This is a genomic window from Enterobacter sp. RHBSTW-00975 (assembly GCF_013615235.1).
GTDB lineage: Bacteria > Pseudomonadota > Gammaproteobacteria > Enterobacterales > Enterobacteriaceae > Enterobacter > Enterobacter ludwigii.
Genome location: NZ_CP055883.1, coordinates 1,438,344 through 1,456,013, shown reverse-complemented (window position 1 = coordinate 1,456,013; position 17,670 = coordinate 1,438,344). Strand labels below are relative to the sequence as shown.

The 17,670-nt window shown below is 56.8% G+C and carries 18 protein-coding genes; 10 read left to right on the top strand and 8 right to left on the bottom strand.

The genetic code is table 11. The features are described from left to right. The first annotated feature begins 13 nt into the window (after window positions 1-13). From HV340_RS07000 to HV340_RS06990, 3 genes are all read left to right on the top strand, one after another. Window positions 14-1,303 (top strand): arsenic transporter, encoded by a 1,290-nt coding sequence (locus HV340_RS07000; RefSeq protein WP_063925221.1) that lies wholly within the window; start codon window positions 14-16, stop codon window positions 1,301-1,303. A gap of 12 nt (window positions 1,304-1,315) precedes the next feature. Next, window positions 1,316-1,747, top strand: a complete 432-nt coding sequence (gene arsC, locus HV340_RS06995) for a glutaredoxin-dependent arsenate reductase (RefSeq protein ID WP_063925222.1) — start codon at window positions 1,316-1,318, stop codon at window positions 1,745-1,747. A gap of 117 nt (window positions 1,748-1,864) precedes the next feature. Beyond that, window positions 1,865-2,641, top strand: a complete 777-nt coding sequence (locus HV340_RS06990) for an SDR family oxidoreductase (protein ID WP_063925223.1) — start codon at window positions 1,865-1,867, stop codon at window positions 2,639-2,641. Here the strand turns inward: HV340_RS06990 and HV340_RS06985 are convergent. Next, window positions 2,638-3,189 (bottom strand): TetR family transcriptional regulator, encoded by a 552-nt coding sequence (locus HV340_RS06985; protein WP_063925224.1) that lies wholly within the window; start codon window positions 3,187-3,189, stop codon window positions 2,638-2,640. The genes HV340_RS06990 and HV340_RS06985 overlap by 4 nt on opposite strands. 82 nt (window positions 3,190-3,271) lie before the next feature. Here HV340_RS06985 and HV340_RS06980 point away from each other — a divergent pair, with 82 nt between their 5' ends. Next, window positions 3,272-4,486 (top strand): MFS transporter, encoded by a 1,215-nt coding sequence (locus HV340_RS06980; protein WP_032677755.1) that lies wholly within the window; start codon window positions 3,272-3,274, stop codon window positions 4,484-4,486. After that, window positions 4,476-5,288 carry a Cof-type HAD-IIB family hydrolase gene (locus tag HV340_RS06975; protein WP_059305488.1) on the top strand — a complete coding sequence of 271 codons (813 nt, stop codon included), beginning with the start codon at window positions 4,476-4,478 and terminating at the stop codon, window positions 5,286-5,288. Before HV340_RS06980 ends, HV340_RS06975 begins: the two co-directional genes overlap by 11 nt. A gap of 40 nt (window positions 5,289-5,328) precedes the next feature. On the opposite strand, the gene HV340_RS06970 is transcribed toward HV340_RS06975, so the two are convergent. Then, window positions 5,329-6,561 (bottom strand): MFS transporter, encoded by a 1,233-nt coding sequence (locus HV340_RS06970; protein WP_014169295.1) that lies wholly within the window; start codon window positions 6,559-6,561, stop codon window positions 5,329-5,331. A gap of 168 nt (window positions 6,562-6,729) precedes the next feature. Here HV340_RS06970 and HV340_RS06965 point away from each other — a divergent pair, with 168 nt between their 5' ends. The 3 genes from HV340_RS06965 (at window position 6,730) to deoR (ending at window position 8,900) form a co-directional block, all read left to right on the top strand. Next, window positions 6,730-7,458 carry a phosphatase PAP2 family protein gene (locus tag HV340_RS06965; protein ID WP_014169294.1) on the top strand — a complete coding sequence of 243 codons (729 nt, stop codon included), beginning with the start codon at window positions 6,730-6,732 and terminating at the stop codon, window positions 7,456-7,458. A 7-nt stretch (window positions 7,459-7,465) separates the two neighbouring features. Beyond that, entirely contained in the window at window positions 7,466-8,074 is a 609-nt protein-coding gene (gene ybjG / locus HV340_RS06960) for an undecaprenyl-diphosphate phosphatase (RefSeq protein WP_040017009.1), read from the top strand. Window positions 8,075-8,141: 67 nt separating this feature from the next. Further along, window positions 8,142-8,900, top strand: coding sequence for a DNA-binding transcriptional repressor DeoR (gene deoR / locus HV340_RS06955; RefSeq protein WP_063925226.1), 759 nt, complete (start codon window positions 8,142-8,144; stop codon window positions 8,898-8,900). A 52-nt stretch (window positions 8,901-8,952) separates the two neighbouring features. Here the strand turns inward: deoR and dacC are convergent, their stop codons facing one another. Beyond that, window positions 8,953-10,158: a serine-type D-Ala-D-Ala carboxypeptidase gene (gene dacC, locus HV340_RS06950; protein ID WP_020884884.1), complete on the bottom strand. Its 1,206-nt coding sequence runs from the start codon at window positions 10,156-10,158 to the stop codon at window positions 8,953-8,955. Window positions 10,159-10,414: 256 nt separating this feature from the next. Here dacC and HV340_RS06945 point away from each other — a divergent pair, with 256 nt between their 5' ends. Next, window positions 10,415-11,041 carry a glutathione S-transferase family protein gene (locus HV340_RS06945; protein WP_063925227.1) on the top strand — a complete coding sequence of 209 codons (627 nt, stop codon included), beginning with the start codon at window positions 10,415-10,417 and terminating at the stop codon, window positions 11,039-11,041. Here HV340_RS06945 and HV340_RS06940 read toward each other — a convergent pair whose 3' ends face one another. Both HV340_RS06940 and bssR read right to left on the bottom strand, forming a co-directional pair. After that, window positions 11,042-12,160 carry a PQQ-dependent sugar dehydrogenase gene (locus tag HV340_RS06940; RefSeq protein ID WP_014169289.1) on the bottom strand — a complete coding sequence of 373 codons (1,119 nt, stop codon included), beginning with the start codon at window positions 12,158-12,160 and terminating at the stop codon, window positions 11,042-11,044. It lies immediately after the preceding gene. Window positions 12,161-12,266: 106 nt separating this feature from the next. After that, on the bottom strand, window positions 12,267-12,650 hold the full coding sequence (bssR, locus tag HV340_RS06935) for a biofilm formation regulator BssR (RefSeq protein WP_020884887.1): 384 nt from the start codon (window positions 12,648-12,650) through the stop codon (window positions 12,267-12,269). A gap of 216 nt (window positions 12,651-12,866) precedes the next feature. Between bssR and rimO the strand changes: the two genes are divergently transcribed. After that, window positions 12,867-14,192, top strand: coding sequence for a 30S ribosomal protein S12 methylthiotransferase RimO (gene rimO / locus HV340_RS06930; protein ID WP_014169287.1), 1,326 nt, complete (start codon window positions 12,867-12,869; stop codon window positions 14,190-14,192). 50 nt (window positions 14,193-14,242) lie between these two features. Here the strand turns inward: rimO and gsiD are convergent, their stop codons facing one another. From gsiD to gsiB, 3 genes are read right to left on the bottom strand one after another with little or no spacing between them, the layout of a single operon-like run. After that, window positions 14,243-15,154: a glutathione ABC transporter permease GsiD gene (gene gsiD / locus HV340_RS06925; RefSeq protein WP_020884888.1), complete on the bottom strand. Its 912-nt coding sequence runs from the start codon at window positions 15,152-15,154 to the stop codon at window positions 14,243-14,245. Between the two features lies 1 nt (window position 15,155). Next, window positions 15,156-16,076, bottom strand: coding sequence for a glutathione ABC transporter permease GsiC (gsiC, locus tag HV340_RS06920; protein WP_020884889.1), 921 nt, complete (start codon window positions 16,074-16,076; stop codon window positions 15,156-15,158). A 45-nt stretch (window positions 16,077-16,121) separates the two neighbouring features. Beyond that, on the bottom strand, window positions 16,122-17,660 hold the full coding sequence (gsiB, locus tag HV340_RS06915; RefSeq protein ID WP_014169284.1) for a glutathione ABC transporter substrate-binding protein GsiB: 1,539 nt from the start codon (window positions 17,658-17,660) through the stop codon (window positions 16,122-16,124). Between the last annotated feature and the right edge of the window lie 10 nt (window positions 17,661-17,670).

Sequence of the window (17,670 nt, the reverse complement as noted above, 5' to 3'; positions counted from 1 at the left end):
AACGGAGTTCACGATGTTTCTGGCTGGGGCAATTTTTCTGTTTACACTGGTGCTGGTCATCTGGCAGCCCAGAGGGTTAAGTATCGGCTGGAGCGCCACGATGGGTGCTGTACTGGCGCTGGTCAGCGGCGTGATCCACATTAACGATATTCCGGTGGTGTGGAATATTGTCTGGAACGCGACGGCCACGTTTATCGCCGTCATCATCATCAGCCTGCTGCTTGATGAGTCCGGATTTTTCGAGTGGGCGGCGCTGCATGTGGCCCGCTGGGGTAATGGCAACGGCCGGTTACTGTTTACGTATATCGTTCTGCTGGGTGCGGCCGTTGCGGCGCTTTTTGCCAACGACGGCGCGGCGCTTATCCTCACGCCCATCGTTATCGCCATGCTGCTCGCCCTCGGGTTCAGCAAGCAGGCCACGCTGGCGTTTGTCATGGCGGCTGGATTTATCGCCGACACTGCCAGCCTGCCGTTGATCGTTTCGAACCTGGTCAATATCGTATCGGCAGACTTCTTCTCGCTGGGGTTCAGCGAATACGCCTCGGTGATGATCCCCGTGGATCTCGCCGCGATTGCGGCCACGCTGGTGATGCTGCATCTGTTCTTTCGAAAGGACATTCCGCCGGTATACGACCTGTCAAAACTCCGCGAGCCTTCCCGCGCGATTAACGATCTTCCAACCTTCAGAACGGGCTGGGTTGTTCTGTTACTGCTCCTTGTCGGGTTCTTTGTACTTGAACCGCTCGGTATTCCGGTCAGTGCTATCGCGACAGCAGGCGCGTTGATTTTGTTTGCCGTTGCAAAGCGCGGGCATGCCATTAATACGGGAAAAGTGCTTCGTGGCGCACCGTGGCAGATCGTTATCTTCTCGCTGGGGATGTACCTGGTGGTGTATGGACTGCGCAATGCCGGGCTGACGGAGTATCTGTCAGGGGTACTCAATCTCCTCGCCGGGCATGGCCTGTGGGCCACCACGCTCGGTACCGGGTTCATCACGGCGTTCCTGTCATCCATAATGAACAATATGCCGACCGTCCTGATTGGGGCACTCTCTGTCGATGGCAGCACGGCATCGGGTGTGATTAAGGACGCGATGATTTATGCCAACGTGATTGGCTGCGACCTGGGTCCGAAGATCACGCCTATCGGCAGCCTGGCCACCCTGCTCTGGCTCCATGTCCTGGCACAGAAAAACATGACGATCACCTGGGGCTATTATTTCCGGACAGGCATCATCATGACGTTGCCGGTTCTGTTTGTGACGCTCGCCGCGCTGGCGTTACGTCTCTCCTTCACACTGTAATGAGTAACGGATATGAGCCATATCACCATTTACCACAATCCAGCCTGCGGCACCTCGCGCAACACGCTGGAGATGATCCGCAACAGCGGCACTGAACCCGAAATTATTCTGTACCTCGAGAACCCACCGTCTCGTGATGAACTGATCAGACTGATTGCTGAGATGGGGATTTCCGTGCGGGATTTGCTGCGCAAAAATGTCGAACCTTATGAACAGCTGGGCCTCGCCGGGGACCGGTTTACCGACGACCAGCTTATCGATTCTATGCTGCAGCATCCGATCCTGATTAACCGTCCGATCGTAGTGACGCCGTTGGGCACTCGCCTGTGCCGCCCTTCCGAAGTCGTACTCGATATCCTGCCTGATGCACAGAAAGGGGCGTTTACGAAAGAAGATGGCGAAGCGGTGGTGGACGCCAGCGGAAAAAAAATCTCCGGCAGCTAATCCGCTGATAGTGATGCCGTAAGTCTTGTCAGCCACATCCCCTGCCCCGTGGCGGAGTTGCATCCGTCGTCACCCGACCCATAATTTGATGGACCGGTCTGGTGAGGGGATGCAGGTATGAGTCTCAAAAATAAAACCGCCGTTATCTTTGGTGGCAGCGGCGCTATTGGCAGCGCCGCTGCGTACGCGCTCGCCCGTGAAGGGGCGACGGTCTACCTCGCGGCACGCGATCAGGCCAGGCTGGAGCATGTCGCTAACCGCATTCACGCCGCTGGCGGGTCAGCCCGGCTGTTTGTTTTCGATGCTCTCAATGCCGACGCGACGCTCCCGGACGTTGCCGGGATTGATATCGTCGTGAATGCCACGGGCTTTATGCACGACCAGGGTAAACGCCTCGACGCATTAACGCTCAGTGAATTCAGACAGGGGTTCGACCCTTTTCTGGCCGCCTATTTCAACATCGCCAAAGCTGTCGCACCCCGTATGGGCGGTGAGCGTGCCGGAACGCTTATCACCGTCGTTGCGCCGGCTGCAAATATGGCGATGCCGGGACATCTCGGGCATATCGTCGGCTGTGCGGGGACGGAAGCGTTAACCCGTGCGCTCGCGGCGGAGCTGGGGGCAAAGAATATTCGTGTCCTGTGCGTGCGTTCGCATGCGATAGCCGACGCGGTTCAGGCCGGTTCCGGTGTGGGTGACCTGTTCGCCATCAAGGCGCAGGCGATGGGCATCACCGTGGAGCAGTTTCTGGAGGGCGCGGCACAGAGCACGATGCTGAATCGCCTGCCGACGCTGGAGCAGGTGGCAGATAGCATCGCGTTTCTGGCGTCAGATGCAGCCGGTGCCATCACGGGAACAACGGTAAACATGACGGCCGGCGCGACCACAATCTAACGTCCGCTCTCGCCCGCTATCCTGCCGACCATCGCCCGGATCTCCTCCCGGGTGAGCGGGGCTCTGTCGGTCACAAAGTGCAGCGTCATCCCTTCGATAAAGGCATCCAGCGCGCGGGTGGTCAACGGGTCGAACCACTGCTCAAGCGTGGTCTGGCTCATCTTCATCCAGTCCTGCATTACCGTTTTGAGCGCCGCACTGCGGTGCATAAAGGCATAGAGCTGGTACATCAGCGCCATATTCTGCGGCGTCGTGACCTGCGAACTGTGGATCAGCGTGGTGATGGATTCGCACGCCATTTCTGGCCCGGTCACGCCGGCGAAGAAATCCCGATACTGCTGCGACATCTGCCGGGTAAACCACGTAAAGGCCTCTTCCAGCAGCGACTCCATACCGTCAAAATAGTAGGTCATCGACCCCAGCGGCACGCCCGCGCAGGTGGCGATTTTCCGGTGCGTCACGGCATGAATACCGTGCTCTGCAATGGTGTCCAGGGTCGCCTGCAGGATCTTCTCCCGGCGTTGAGGATCGTTCGGTGCTCTGCTCATAAATTCCCCACGTGGTTTGTGTACAAATGTACACAAACTTGCTAGTGTTGTCGCTATTGTTGTACTTCCGGTGCTGACTTCAATGACTCTGACCTCCCCCCGTAGAACCCTGCAGCTGCGCATGTGGGCGCTGTTTATGTTCTTCTTTATTCCCGGTCTGCTGATGGCCTCATGGGCCACGCGTACCCCGGCCATTCGCGATATTTTATCCGTCTCAACGGCCGAGATGGGCATCGTGCTATTTGGCCTGTCGATAGGCTCTATGAGCGGTATTCTGTGCTCCGCGTGGCTTGTCAAACGCTTCGGTACACGGGCGGTCATCCGCACCACCATGTGCTGTGCCGTGTTCGGGATGCTGGTGCTGAGCGTGGCGCTGTGGCTTGCCTCGCCGGTGCTGTTTGCCCTTGGGCTGACGGTGTTTGGCGGCAGCTTCGGTGCCGCTGAAGTGGCCATTAACGTTGAAGGGGCATCGGTTGAACGTGAGATGAATAAAACCGTACTGCCGATGATGCATGGCTTTTACAGCCTTGGCACGCTGGCCGGTGCGGGTGTGGGGATGGCGCTGACGGCCTCGGGCGTCGCCGCGAACCTGCATATTCTGCTGGCCGCACTGGTATGTATTATCCCCATTCTGACCGGTATCCGGGCGATCCCTGACGGCACCGGCAAGAACACCTCTGACGAACACGCCACCGCGGAAAAAGGGCTGCCGTTTTACCGCGACATTCAGCTGATGCTGATCGGCGTGGTGGTGCTGGCGATGGCCTTTGCGGAAGGGTCCGCTAACGACTGGCTGCCGCTGCTGATGGTTGACGGCCACGGTTTTAGTCCAACCTCCGGTTCCCTGATCTACGCCGGTTTCACCCTCGGGATGACCGTTGGGCGCTTTACCGGTGGCTGGTTTATTGACCGCTACAGCCGCGTGGCGGTGGTGCGTGCCAGCGCCCTGCTGGGCGGGCTGGGGATTGCGATGATCATCTTTGTGGACGTGGACTGGATTGCCGGCGTGTCGGTGATCCTCTGGGGTCTGGGGGCATCGCTTGGCTTCCCGCTCACCATTTCAGCCGCCAGCGACACTGGCCCGGATGCACCGACCCGCGTCAGCGTGGTGGCGACCACGGGCTACCTCGCCTTCCTGGTGGGGCCACCGTTGCTTGGCTTCCTCGGTGAGCACTACGGGCTGCGCAGCGCCATGCTGGTGGTGTTAGGGTTAGTGATCATCGCAGCGCTGGTAGCGCGCGCGGTAGCGAAGCCGGAAACGGAACAAACGACACTGGAGAAGGGATATGAGCGTTAAACTGATCGCCGTCGACATGGATGGCACGTTTCTGAGCGATGCCAAGACCTATAACCGCCCGCGTTTTCTGGCGCAATATGCACGAATGAAAGCGCAAGGCATTCGCTTTGCGGTTGCCAGCGGCAACCAGTACTACCAGCTGATTTCCTTTTTCCCGGAGATTGCCCAGGAAATTGCGTTTGTCGCGGAAAATGGCGGCTGGGTGGTCAGCGCCGGGGAAGATGTCTTCAACGGTGAACTGTCGAAGACGCACTTCGACACCGTTGCCGCCGTGTTAAACGATGTGCCGGGCATTGAGATTATCGCCTGCGGAAAAAGCAGCGCCTATACGCTGAAGCACTATGACGACGGCTTTAAGGATATCGCGGCAAAGTACTACCACCGTCTCGAAATGGTGAGTGATTTCGGCAACCTGAACGATATTTTCTTCAAATTCGGGCTTAACGTCTCTGACGACGACATCCCGCGTATTCAGGCGATGCTGCACGAAAAGCTGAACGACATTATGGTGCCCGTCACGACCGGCCACGGCAGTATCGACCTCATCATCCCCGGGGTGCATAAAGCCAACGGTCTGCGAATACTGCAAAAGCGCTGGGGCATTAATGACAGCGAAGTGGTGGCTTTTGGCGATAGCGGGAACGACGTAGAAATGTTGCGCCAGTCAGGGTTCAGCTTTGCGATGGCAAACGCCAGGCCGCATATTAAAGCGGTGGCGCGCTTTGAAGCCCCGCACAATAACGACGAAGGCGTGCTGGATGTAATTGATAAGGTGTTGAACGGCGAAGCGCCGTTTTATTAACGCCACCATGGCCCTCTCCCGCCGGGAGAGGGAAAACAGCTTACGGCTGTAAAGCATTCCCGACGCGTTTATCCTTCAGGAACACCACGATAAGCCCAACCCACAGCACGCCGTTAGCCAGATTAAACAGGCTGAACAGACCGTTGCCGCCAAATGCGTAGGCGTGTTTGCTCACCTCGATTCCAACGGTGAAAATCAGCATTTGCAACATGCCCATCGCCGCTGACACCGTGCCTTTGCTCATCTCGCTGGCAAACAGGGTCAGGCGTACCAGTCCGGCATTCGCCACACCGATACCGAACGCGTAAACGCTTAATCCTGCGGTCATCCACAAATACGCATGGGACGACACCACTGTCGCGACCGCCGCCAGAACCAGCCCGGCAGCAATGGGCCAGCCGCCCATAATGATCAAGGCACGCACCGTACGGCGGGATGTGAGACGCGCCAGCACCAGGTTACCGATAATCAGCGCGCCAAAAATCGGCACCTGCAGCAGGCCATACTCATAGCTGCTGAGCTGCTCGCCGCTGATGATAATGACCGGCGACTGGGCAATCCACGCCAGCAGAGGCAGGCTAACAAACCCCGTCGCCAGCGCGCCCGCCACAAAGCGGCCGTTCTTCAGCACTTCTTTGTAATCCCGGCCCAGCTCTTTTAGCGACAGTTTCTCACCCAGACGGGTAGCGGTTTCCGGCATCGCGCGGTGCAGGCCAAAGAAAGCGACGGCGGCCAGCACGGCAAACAGCACGAACATCCCTTCCCACGGCGCAACGTGTACCCAGGCAGCGCCCACCAGCGGCCCCAGCAGGGGCGCGATCAGCGCCACGTTCGCCATCAGCGCGGTAATCTTGATACACACCGCTTCCTCAAACGATTCCTGGATGGCGGCATACCCGACGGCACCGATAAAGCAGAGGCTCACCCCCTGCAGGAAGCGCAGCAGGGTAAATTGCTCAATATTTTGCGCCAGCAGCGTGGCGAGGCAGGTCACGATAAACCACACCACGCCCGTCAGCATCACCGGACGACGGCCAATACGATCCGACAGCGGCCCTAACAGCCACTGCAAAAACATGCCGCCAGCCAGATAGGCAGTCATGGAGGTCGGTACCCATTCGATCCCTGCGTTGTACTGTTCGACAACGGCCAGCATGCCGGGCTGGATCATATCGTTGCCGATGTAAGTAGAGAATTCGTAGAGCACCAGACATAAGGGGAAAAGCAACGCCTGACGACCCAGACGTGAACCAGAAGAAGAACGGTTTAACATGCAATCTCTTTATCGTGACAAAATCGCGACGAGTGTAATGAAATGCCCTGGCCCGAGATAGTGATTTATCCAGAAGAAACAGAAATAAAGCACATATCGTCTTTGTTTAAGGTTTCCTTAAGTTGACAGATTTATGATAGCCCCATTTCTCGTCAACGACTCCGGATTATGGCACCCACTTCCAGCCGTTCAGAATTGTCTAACTTACAGACAAATAAGACAAAACGACTTTACCGTCTACCACCCCGCTTTTATGGTTATCAGCTTTTAATACTGATAGCCCTTGCCGTGCTGTTTACCTGGCTATCCCGCGATGAAACGCTCGACAGATGGATCACCGGTTTATGGTATGACGCGGCTGCACACCGTTTTCCACTGCAGCAAGACCACCTGCTGGACCTGCTGAACCATCGACTGGCGAAGTACATCGCCATCGCCGCAGGTGCTGTTGCGCTCATTTATGGCGCGTTCAGGCGCAATGCGAGACTGGTCACGGCCGCGCTGCTGATGGGGCTTGGCGCGCTGGTGGTTGGCGTACTGAAAAGCATAAGCCATCACAGCTGCCCGTGGGATCTGGTGGAGTATGGCGGTAAGGCCGTTTCTTATCCGCTGTTCAGTGCCGCTCCCGCTGACAGCGGTCCGGGGCGCTGTTTCCCCGGCGGTCATGCCTCCAGCGGCTTTATGGTGATGGGACTGTTCTTTGCCTTCTGGCGCGAGCGTCCGCGTCTTGCCTGGTGCTTCGTCGTGCTGGGCGTCGTTTTAGGTCTGGCGATGGGTTACGGCCAGGTCATGCGCGGGGCGCATTTTTTCTCTCACAACCTGTGGGCTGGGTGGTGGGTCTGGTTTTCCCAGTTGGTGGTCTACGGTCTGGTCTCCACCTGGTTTGCAAAAGAGTGACAACGCTATGTTAGAGAATTTGAATTACCAGCTGTTTTATCTCATCAACGCCACTCCGGCCTCGCCAGAGTGGATGATTGATTTCGCCACCTTCCTGGCAAAAGATCTGATCAGTATCGTGCCGGTGCTGGCGGCGATCCTCTGGCTGTGGGGGCCGAGAAGCCAGGTGAAGGCGCAGCGTCAGCTGGTAATTAAGATGGCGATGGCCCTCGGGATCAGCGTGCTGGTCAGCTACATTCTGGGCCTGACGTTCCCGCACGACCGCCCCTTTGTCGACCACGCGGGGTATACCTTCCTGCACCATGCCCCGGATGACTCGTTCCCAAGCGATCACGGGACGGTTATCTTTACCTTCGCGCTGGCCTTCCTGTTCTGGCATCGTCTGTGGTCGGGTGTGGTGCTGATGGTGGTGGCAGGGGCTATCGCCTGGTCTCGCGTTTATCTCGGCGTCCACTGGCCGATGGATATGGTGGGGGGGTTGCTGGTCGGTCTCATCGGCTGCGTCAGCGCAGCGATCCTGTGGAATCTCTTCGGTGAAGCGCTCTACCGCGGCCTGTCTTATCTGTATCGCACCCTTTTTGCTATCCCGATCCGCAAAGGCTGGATACGTGACTAACCCCAGTCTGACAGGTTACACTTGAACCCCCGCCCTGCGGGGGTTCACTTTTTTATCCCGAGGAACTATGGAAACACGTCGCGATGACCGCATTGCTCAGCTGATACAGGCGCTGAAGCGCAGTGATAAGCTTCATCTTAAGGAAGCCGCCAGTCTCCTCGGGGTCTCTGAGATGACCATTCGCCGGGATCTGAACAGCGAGAGCGCGCCTGTTGTGCTGCTGGGCGGGTACATTGTGCTTGAACCGCGTAGCGCCAGCCATTATCTAATCAGCGACCAAAAGACGCGCCTGGTGGAAGAGAAACGCAAAGCCGCCCGGCTTGCGGCCTCGCTGGTACAGCCGCATCAGACGCTGTTTTTTGACTGCGGCACCACCACGCCGTGGATAATCGAAGCGATCGACAGCAGCATCCCGTTTACGGCGGTGTGTTACTCGCTAAATACCTTTCTGGCACTGCAGGAGAAACCCGAGTGCCGGGTGATCCTCTGTGGCGGTGAGTTTCACGCCAGCAATGCCATCTTTAAGCCGCTGAATCTGCAGGATACGCTCAGCAACGTATGTCCGGATATCGCGTTTTATTCCGCAGCGGGGGTCACTATCCGTCAGGGAGCAACCTGCTTTAACCTGGAAGAGTTGCCGGTCAAGCACTGGGCATTAAGCGCCGCGCAGTACCATGTGCTGGTGGTCGATCACAGCAAGTTTGGCAAGGTTCGTCCGGCAAGAATGGGTGAGCTGTCGCGCTTTGACGCCATCGTCAGCGATTGCCGTCCGGATGAAGAGACCGTGGCCTACGCGAAAGCGCAGCAGGTGAAGTTGATGTACTGAGTCAGGTGCAGAGGTCATGCCGGGTGGCGCGATGCCACCCGACAATGGAGGCTTAACTGAACCAGCTGCCAAACCATCCGTGGAATTTCATCATGACGAAGTCCCACATCCGGCTAAAGAAACCGCCCTCTTCTACCGCTTCCATCACAATCAGCGGACGCTGTTCAATCGATTTGCCATTCAGCTGGAAATCAATCGTCCCGACCACCTGGCCTTTTTTCAGCGGCGCGGTGAGCTGGCTGTCGGTCAGGGTGTAGCTGGCTTTCAGGTTTTTCAGCTGACCACGGGGAATGGTCACCGACCCGCCTTCACCCGCCCCCAGGTTCACTTCACTCTTGTCACCAAACCAGACGCGCTGGCTGATGAACGTGGCATCCGGTTTAATGGGCGTGACGGTTTCATAGAAGCGGAAACCCCAGGTCAGCAATTTTTCTGATTCATTAAAACGAATGCGGTCGGTTTTGGTGCCCAGCACGACCGAGATCAGGCGCATATCGCCCTGAGTTGCGGAAGCGACCAGGTTATAACCCGCGCCGGCCGTGGTGCCGGTCTTCATACCGTCGACGTTGACGTTGCTGCTCCACAGCAGACGGTTACGGTTCGGCTGGCGGATTTTGTTGAAGGTAAACTCTTTCTCTTTGTGGATGGCATATTCATCCGGCACGTCGTGGATCAACGCTTTGCCTAACAGCGCCATGTCGCGCGCGGTACTGAACTGACCCGGCGCATCCAGGCCGTGCACGGTTTTAAAGGTGGTATTGGTCAGGCCCAGTTTTTGCGCGTAGCCATTCATCAGGCCAATAAAGGAGTCCTGGCTGCCCGCAACGTAATCGGCCAGCGCAATACAGGCATCGTTACCGGACTGGATAATGACCCCTTTATTCAAATCAGACACTGACACCTGATCGCCGGGTTTGAGGAACATCACCGATGACCCACGCAGCGCCGGGTTGCCGGTCGCCCAGGCGTCCTTCCCGATGGTGACCATATCGTCAAGCTTGATTTTACCCGCTTTCAGCGCCTGACCCACCACATAGCTGGTCATGATTTTCGTCAGGCTTGCCGGGTCAAGTTTCTCATCCGCATTGCCTTCCGCCAGCACTTTACCACTGGAATAATCCATCAGGATCCAGGCGCGCGCATCCACAGGCGGCGCTTCGGGCGCAGCCTGTTCCGCTGCGTAGAGAGTTGGTACAAACAGGAAAAGGAGCGCAGAGCCTGCCGCCAGGCTGCGCAGAGAAGTCATTTTTCGCGTCATAAATGCCACCCGAGTGTCCATTCAAAAATTACGTCACATCACCGTGTCGCAAGAAGCGATGAGTAATAGCGCACTAAAACGGTTAAAGAAACCTAACCAAGGTAAAGTTATTAAAGTTTATGCAATAACATTCAGATACGCTTTGATTCAGGCGATTTTTTTGTCTTCTGTTGCGTAATTGTTAGGTTTATCTCACCATGGCAAATCGCTGGCGTTGATTCACATCTCAGGTTATTTGACTATTTCGGGAGTTTCTATGATTACGCTGTGGGGCAGGAACAATTCAACCAACGTTAAGAAAGTCCTCTGGACGCTGGAGGAGCTGGATTTACCATTTAAGCAGGTGATGGCAGGTTTGCAGTTTGGGGTAAATAAAGATGCCGACTATCTGGCCATGAACCCAAACGGTCTGGTGCCCTTGCTGCGCGACGAAGAGACCGATGTGACGCTGTGGGAGTCCAACACCATCGTGCGTTACCTCGCGGCACAGTATGGTCAGGGCCGCCTGTGGGTGGACAGTCCGGCCCAACGCGCTCAGAGTGAAAAGTGGATGGACTGGGCAAACCAGACGCTCTCCCCCGCACACCGTGTGATCCTGATGGGGCTTGTCAGAACCCCCGAAGCTGACCGCGACTATCCTGCCATTCATGCAGCCCAGGACACCTGTGAAAACCTGTTTGCGATGATGGACGACGAACTGGCGAAGCATCCGTGGTTCTCAGGCGAACGCTTCGGCGTAGGCGATATTGCCGTTGCGCCCTTCATCTGGAACCTGACTAATATTGACGTTACCTGGACGCCGCGCCCGCATCTTGAGCGCTGGCTGAAGCAACTGAGCGAGCGCCCGACATACCGTCACGTGGTGATGATTCCGGTGACCTGATTACGATCCGGACGGGCTGACTTTCAACAGTTGCCCGTCCGTCTCATCGGTCAGGACATACAGATACCCATCCGGCCCCACCCGCACATCGCGAATGCGCTGGTCTCTGTCACCTAAAATTCGCCCCTTCTCGGTGACCGTGTTACCCTCCACGCTCAGCACGATAACGTCTTTCTCCTTCAGCGCCCCGACAAACAGCGTGTTTTTCCACTGCGGGAATACGTCACTGTTGTAAAACGCCATCCCGCTCACGGCGGGGGACACTTTCCAGACAAACAGCGGCTTTTCCGTTCCCTCGACGTGCTCGCCCTGGGCTTCCGGGATCTTCAGGCCGCTGTAGTTGATACCGTGCGTCGCCAGCGGCCAGCCGTAGTTTTTGCCTTTCTCCGGGATATTGATTTCATCCCCGCCGCGCGGGCCGTGCTCGTTAAGCCATAGCGTGTCGCTCCAGGGGTTCATCGCCATCCCCTGCGGGTTACGAATGCCGTAAGACCAGATTTCGGGCCGTGCGCCGGGAGTGTTCACAAACGGATTATCGGCAGGCACTTTGCCGTCCTCCGTCAGGCGCACAACTTTGCCCTGCAGTTTATCCAGATCCTGCGCCGTCGGACGCTGGTTGTTCTCACCCAGACCAATAAACAGATGGCCTTTACCGTCGAAGACCAGTCGACCACCGAAATGGTTACCGGTGGACAGTTTCGGCATCTGACGGAAGACCACCTGGAAACCTTCAATTCGGGAGAGATCATCGCTTAAGCGGCCATAGCCAACCGCCGTTCCCGCTTTGCCGTCATTCCCCGCCTCGGCATAGCTCAGCCAGACGCGGCGCGATTTTTCAAAATCCGGGGCGAGTGCCACGTCCAGCAACCCGCCCTGGCCGTTTGCCCAGACCTTGGGTACGCCGACGATCGGGTCGGAAAGCCCTTTTCCGGCCTGCCAGTGCTTTAACTGGCCTCCCTTAAGGGTCACCAGCAGCCCTTTATTGTCCGGCAGGAACGCCATCGACCAGGGATGATCGAGCCGGTTTTGCACAACGTCGACTTTTACCGCGTCAGGGGCGGCGAGGAGAGAAATCGGGAAAAATAACGCAGGCAGGAAAATCAGCGAAGATCGATGCATAACGCGCTCCTTTATCGGTTTATGGCATAAAGGTTAGCCACTGGGTCCGGGCACGTTATCACTTTTACAAAAGCTTAATCAGAAGGGGGAGTTGCCTCCCCCGGTGTCAGTGTTGTTCAAGCGTCTCGTGCTTGTTCAGACACATGATGCATAGAGAGAGCGTGGTCAGGCAGTTTTCAAGCTTCTCCGCGTTAACAGCGATAAAATTCGGGCAGTCGTGGCGTCCGTTCATCAAACATACCCCTGCAATGGAGAGCACCTCGGCGGCGCGGCGCAGCGCAACGAGTTCGCTTTCGGCGTATTCCGCTTTCAGGACGGGTGCTTTTTCACGCATGAAGTTGCAAAGTTCAAAGAGATTATCACGCAGATGTTCGCTTTCGCTGACTGACATATACCCTTTTGCCTTCCTCAACTGCAGGTACGCGGCAAGGTCGATTCGGGCATTGATCAGCTTGTTAAGCAGATCGCGTTTCAGTCTGTCAACGGACATGCTCTTTCCTCCTCTGTCAGCCATTGTGCACATTCAGAATAAGGTTATTTTTTGTACAGTTTAATGCCTGAGATCAATAATTCTTAACTGATTAACATTATTTACAATGTTACAACCTTCTCGTCGGTCATCCGCCTCGCAAAGAGTGTATAAATCCCCCGCGGAACGCTGTAAAATCCCGCCCTGATAACTCCATAATTGATGAATTTTTAACCTATGAGCAATGTTACGCACCAGCCTAAAATCGGCTTCGTCTCCCTGGGCTGCCCAAAAAACCTGGTGGATTCTGAACGCATCCTGACCGAACTGCGCACCGAGGGCTATGACGTGGTGCCAAGCTACGACAACGCCGACATGGTGATCGTTAACACCTGCGGGTTTATCGACAGCGCGGTTCAGGAGTCACTGGAAGCCATCGGTGAAGCCCTGACGGAAAACGGCAAAGTGATTGTGACCGGCTGTCTGGGCGCGAAAGTGGACCAGATCCGCGAAGTGCACCCGAAAGTGCTGGAGATCACCGGCCCGCACAGCTACGAGCAGGTACTGGAGCATGTTCATCACTACGTCCCTAAACCTAAGCACAATCCGTTCCTGAGCCTGGTGCCAGAACAGGGCGTGAAGCTGACCCCGCGTCACTATGCGTACCTGAAAATTTCCGAAGGCTGCAACCATCGCTGCACCTTCTGCATTATCCCGTCCATGCGTGGCGATTTGGTCAGCCGTCCGATTGGTGAAGTGCTGGCAGAAGCCAAACGTCTGGCAGACGCAGGCGTTAAAGAGCTGCTGGTCATTTCCCAGGATACCTCGGCTTATGGCGTCGACGTGAAGCATCGCTCTGGTTTCCACAACGGCGAGCCGGTGAAAACCAGCATGGTTGGCCTGTGCGAACAGCTTGCCAAACTGGGTATCTGGACACGTCTGCATTACGTCTACCCGTATCCGCACGTTGACGATGTCATCCCGCTGATGGCAGAAGGGAAAATTCTTCCGTATCTGGATATCCCGCTGCAACACGCCAGCCCGCGCATTCTGAAGCTGATGAAGCGTCCTGGCTCCGTCGATCGCCAGCTGGCACGCATCAAACAGTGGCGTGAAATCTGCCCGGACCTGACCCTGCGTTCCACCTTCATCGTGGGCTTCCCGGGCGAAACCGAAGAAGATTTCCAGATGCTGCTCGACTTCCTGAAAGAAGCACGTCTGGACCGCGTAGGCTGCTTCAAATACAGCCCGGTCGAAGGCGCGACCGCCAACGAACTGGCGGATCAGGTTCCGGAAGAGGTGAAAGAAGAGCGCTGGAACCGCTTCATGCAGCTGCAACAGCAGATCTCTGCTGAACGTCTGCAGGAAAAAGTGGGCCGCGAAATTCTGGTCATCATCGATGAAGTGGACGAAGAAGGCGCAATTGGCCGCAGCATGGCGGACGCCCCTGAAATCGACGGCGCGGTCTACCTGAACGGCGAAACCAGCGTTAAGCCGGGCGATATTGTCCGTGTGAAAGTTGAAAACGCCGACGAGTATGATTTGTGGGGAAGCCGGGTTTAATGGCGTTTACCCTTCCCTTCACCCTCTCCCGCCGGGAGAGGGTTTCCATCCTACCCCTTAATCCTCGGATCCAGCGCGTCGCGTAACCCATCGCCCAGCAGGTTAAACGCCAGCACGGTCAGGAAAATGGCCAGGCTCGGGAAGATGGCCACGTGCGGTGCAATGACCATGTCCGCTCTTGCTTCATTCAGCATCGCGCCCCACTCCGGTGTAGGCGGTTGCGCACCCAGTCCCAGAAACGACAGGCTGGCCGCCGAGATAATCGACACGCCGATACGCATGGTAAAATAGACCACGATAGACGACACCGTCCCCGGCAGAATATGGCTGAACAGGATAGTGGCATCGCTGGCCCCCATGCTGCGCGCAGACTCAATAAAGGTTTGCTGTTTGAGCACCAGCGTGTTGCCTCGTACCAGACGCGCAAACGCCGGTATTGAGAAGACCGCAACCGCAATAATGACGTTAGCCATACCGCTGCCCATTATCGCCACCACCGCAATCGCCAGCAGAATGCCCGGGAAGGCAAACAACACGTCGCAGATACGCATGATAATGCGGTCCCACCAGCCTTCGTAATATCCGGCGACCAGACCCAGCACGGTGCCGATTGCCGCGCCAATCAGTACCGCAAAAACCCCGGCGGCGAGAGAGATCTGCGCCCCCACCAGCACGCGGCTGAAGATGTCGCGCCCAAGCGAGTCCACGCCGAACCAGTGCAGCATCGACGGTCCGTCATTGAGACGGTCGTAATCAAAATAGTTTTCCGCATCAAACGGTGCTACCCACGGCGCAATGACCGCCACCACAATCAGCAGCAGGACAAACAGCCCCGCCGTCATGGCGACCGGCTGACGGCGAAAACGCCGCCAGAATTCAGACCAGGGCGTGCGGATATGGTCCGGCTTTAGCCCCGGCATAGCGTTTAACATGGCCTGACGACGCCAGTTCAACAATCGCATTTTACTTATACCTGATGGCCGGGTTAATGGCGGCGTAGAGCACATCCACCACTAAGTTGATAAGAATAAATTCCAGTGAGAAAAGCAGGACTTCGGCCTGAATAACCGGGTAATCACGCATTTCGACTGAATCCACCAAAAGACGTCCCAGCCCCGGCCAGTTAAAGACCTTCTCTACCACAATCGAGCCACCCAGCAGAAAACCAAACTGGAGCCCCATCATCGTCACCACCGGGATCATCGCGTTACGAAAGCCGTGTTTGAGGATGACCCATTTCTCGCTGACCCCTTTCGCCCGGGCGGTGCGAATATAATCTTCGCTCAGCACGTCAACGAACGAGGCGCGGGTAAAGCGGGCCATCACGGCCGCGACGGCCGCGCCCAGCGTCATCGAGGGCAGAATGTAGTGTTTCCAGGTGTCGGCCCCGACCGTCGGCAGCCAGCCCAGCTCCACGGAGAATATCTGCATCAGCAGCATCCCCAGTGCAAATGCCGGGAAGGAAATGCCCGTGACGGCCAGAGCCATACCGAGCTTATCCGGCCAGCGGTTGCGCCAGACGGCAGCGACAATTCCTGCGCCAAGACCAAACAGCACCGCCCAGCTCATGCTGGCAATGGTTAACCAGAACGTGGGCATAAAGCGGCTGGCAATCTCTTCCGACACCGGACGACGTGACACCATAGAAGTGCCAAAGTCACCCTGCAGAACGTTGCCAATATAGTGGAGAAACTGCATATACAAAGGCTGGTCGAGGCCCAGTTGTTTTCGCACCAGCGCGATAACCGTTGCATCCGCATCTGACCCTGCAACCAGACGTGCCGGATCGCCCGGCAGCATATGAACAAACAAAAACACCAGCACCGCCACAATCAGCAGCGTCGGGATAAGCCCCAACAGGCGTTTACAAACATAATTCAGCATGCCTTTCCCTCTCATCCCACAGGCGGTGGCCTGCGGGCATGAGTATTATTTTAAATCTGCTTCATCAAAGCTAAAGCCCGTATCCGGCATGATGTAGAACCCGGTCAGCGCTTTGTTATGCGCGGAAACCAGTTTTTCCACCACCAGCGGTACCCACGGTGACTCTTTCCAGATGATATCCTGCGCCTCTTTATACAGGCGCGCTTTCTCTTCCGGTTTGGTCGTTTTCAGGGCATCCGCCAGGTCTTTATCCACCTTCGGGTTGCTGTAGAAGGCCGTATTGAACAGGGTCGGCGGCCAGTTCTGTGAGGCGAACAGCGGCGACAGCGCCCAGTCCGCTTCACCGGTAGAGGCCGACCAGCCGGTGTAGAACATCCGTACGCCGCTCTCTTTCTGCCCTTTCCCTTCCACCTCAGCCGCACGCTGACCGGCATCCATCGCGGTGACCTGTGCCTTGATACCTACCTGCGCCAGCTGCTGCTGGGTAAATTGCAGCACCTTCTGAGCGGTACTGTGATTATGCGACGACCAGAGCGTGGTGCTAAAGCCGTTCGGGAAGCCCGCCTCTTTTAACAGCTCACGCGCTTTGGCCGGATCGTAAGGCCACGGTTGATAGTTTTGCGAATAGGCGATCGCCGGAGGCAGCACGCCGGTAGCCGGCGTGGCATAGCCAGCAAAGGCGACTTTTACCAGCGCCTGGCGGTTAATGGCGTAGTTGATGGCCTCTCGCACCTTTGGATTATCAAACGGCTTTTGCGTCACGTTCATGCTGATATAGCGCTGCATAATGGACGGGCTGGCGACCAGCTCCAGCTTGCTGTTTTTCTGCAGAATGGCGGCTTGCTCATAGGGGATCGGGAACGCGAACTGCGCCTCGCCGGTCTGCAGCATCGCCGCGCGGGTGTTGTTGTCCACCACCGGACGCCAGGTAATGGTGTCCAGCTTCGGCAGGCCCGGCTGCCAGTAACCCGCAAACTTCTTAACCTTCACAAAGTCGGTCTGGTTCCAGGTGAGCAGCTCGTAGGGGCCGGTCCCCACCGGATGGAACCCGATCTCTTTGCCGTATTTTTTCAGCGCGGCAGGCGAAATCATCGCCGTGGCCGGATGCGCCAGAATATTGATAAACGCCGAGAACGGCTCTTTCAGGGTGATCTTCACCGTCGTCGGGTCGACCACCTCGGTGCTGGCGATGTTTTTATACAGGTTGTAGCGCTTGAGGCTATTTTCCGGGTTGCTGGCGCGATCGAGGTTTATCTTCACCGCCTCCGCGTTGAAATCTGTACCGTCCTGGAACTTCACACCGGTTCTGAGCTTAAGGGTATACACCAGCCCGTCGCTGGAAACGGTATACCCTTCCGCCAGCACATTTTTAAGTTTCATCTCGCTATCCAGGCCAAACAGCCCTTGATAGAACGATTTCGCCACCGCCTGGGAGAGCGTATCGTTGGCATCATACGGATCCAGCGTGGTGAAATTGGAACCGACGGCGACCACCACATCTTTGGCAGCGAACGCCGGCGCGGCGGCCAGGGCTGCCGTCACGCTCGCGGCGAGTAACCATCTGCGCGCTACAAATTTAACCATTGTGTTCTCC

What these genes read in the sequence shown, in the direction of transcription:
- ybjG (WP_040017009.1), top strand. Translation starts at nt 7,466, where the DNA reads ATGTTAGAGAATTTGAATTACCAGCTGTTTTATCTCATCAACGCCACT.
- HV340_RS06965 (WP_014169294.1), top strand. Translation starts at nt 6,730, where the DNA reads ATGGCACCCACTTCCAGCCGTTCAGAATTGTCTAACTTACAGACAAAT.
- HV340_RS06975 (WP_059305488.1), top strand. Translation starts at nt 4,476, where the DNA reads ATGAGCGTTAAACTGATCGCCGTCGACATGGATGGCACGTTTCTGAGC.
- HV340_RS06945 (WP_063925227.1), top strand. Translation starts at nt 10,415, where the DNA reads ATGATTACGCTGTGGGGCAGGAACAATTCAACCAACGTTAAGAAAGTC.
- HV340_RS07000 (WP_063925221.1), top strand. Translation starts at nt 14, where the DNA reads ATGTTTCTGGCTGGGGCAATTTTTCTGTTTACACTGGTGCTGGTCATC.
- HV340_RS06990 (WP_063925223.1), top strand. Translation starts at nt 1,865, where the DNA reads ATGAGTCTCAAAAATAAAACCGCCGTTATCTTTGGTGGCAGCGGCGCT.
- gsiD (WP_020884888.1), bottom strand. Translation starts at nt 15,154, where the DNA reads ATGCGATTGTTGAACTGGCGTCGTCAGGCCATGTTAAACGCTATGCCG.
- arsC (WP_063925222.1), top strand. Translation starts at nt 1,316, where the DNA reads ATGAGCCATATCACCATTTACCACAATCCAGCCTGCGGCACCTCGCGC.
- HV340_RS06985 (WP_063925224.1), bottom strand. Translation starts at nt 3,189, where the DNA reads ATGAGCAGAGCACCGAACGATCCTCAACGCCGGGAGAAGATCCTGCAG.
- gsiC (WP_020884889.1), bottom strand. Translation starts at nt 16,076, where the DNA reads ATGCTGAATTATGTTTGTAAACGCCTGTTGGGGCTTATCCCGACGCTG.
- bssR (WP_020884887.1), bottom strand. Translation starts at nt 12,650, where the DNA reads ATGTCCGTTGACAGACTGAAACGCGATCTGCTTAACAAGCTGATCAAT.
- gsiB (WP_014169284.1), bottom strand. Translation starts at nt 17,660, where the DNA reads ATGGTTAAATTTGTAGCGCGCAGATGGTTACTCGCCGCGAGCGTGACG.
- HV340_RS06980 (WP_032677755.1), top strand. Translation starts at nt 3,272, where the DNA reads ATGACTCTGACCTCCCCCCGTAGAACCCTGCAGCTGCGCATGTGGGCG.
- deoR (WP_063925226.1), top strand. Translation starts at nt 8,142, where the DNA reads ATGGAAACACGTCGCGATGACCGCATTGCTCAGCTGATACAGGCGCTG.
- dacC (WP_020884884.1), bottom strand. Translation starts at nt 10,158, where the DNA reads ATGACGCGAAAAATGACTTCTCTGCGCAGCCTGGCGGCAGGCTCTGCG.
- HV340_RS06970 (WP_014169295.1), bottom strand. Translation starts at nt 6,561, where the DNA reads ATGTTAAACCGTTCTTCTTCTGGTTCACGTCTGGGTCGTCAGGCGTTG.
- rimO (WP_014169287.1), top strand. Translation starts at nt 12,867, where the DNA reads ATGAGCAATGTTACGCACCAGCCTAAAATCGGCTTCGTCTCCCTGGGC.
- HV340_RS06940 (WP_014169289.1), bottom strand. Translation starts at nt 12,160, where the DNA reads ATGCATCGATCTTCGCTGATTTTCCTGCCTGCGTTATTTTTCCCGATT.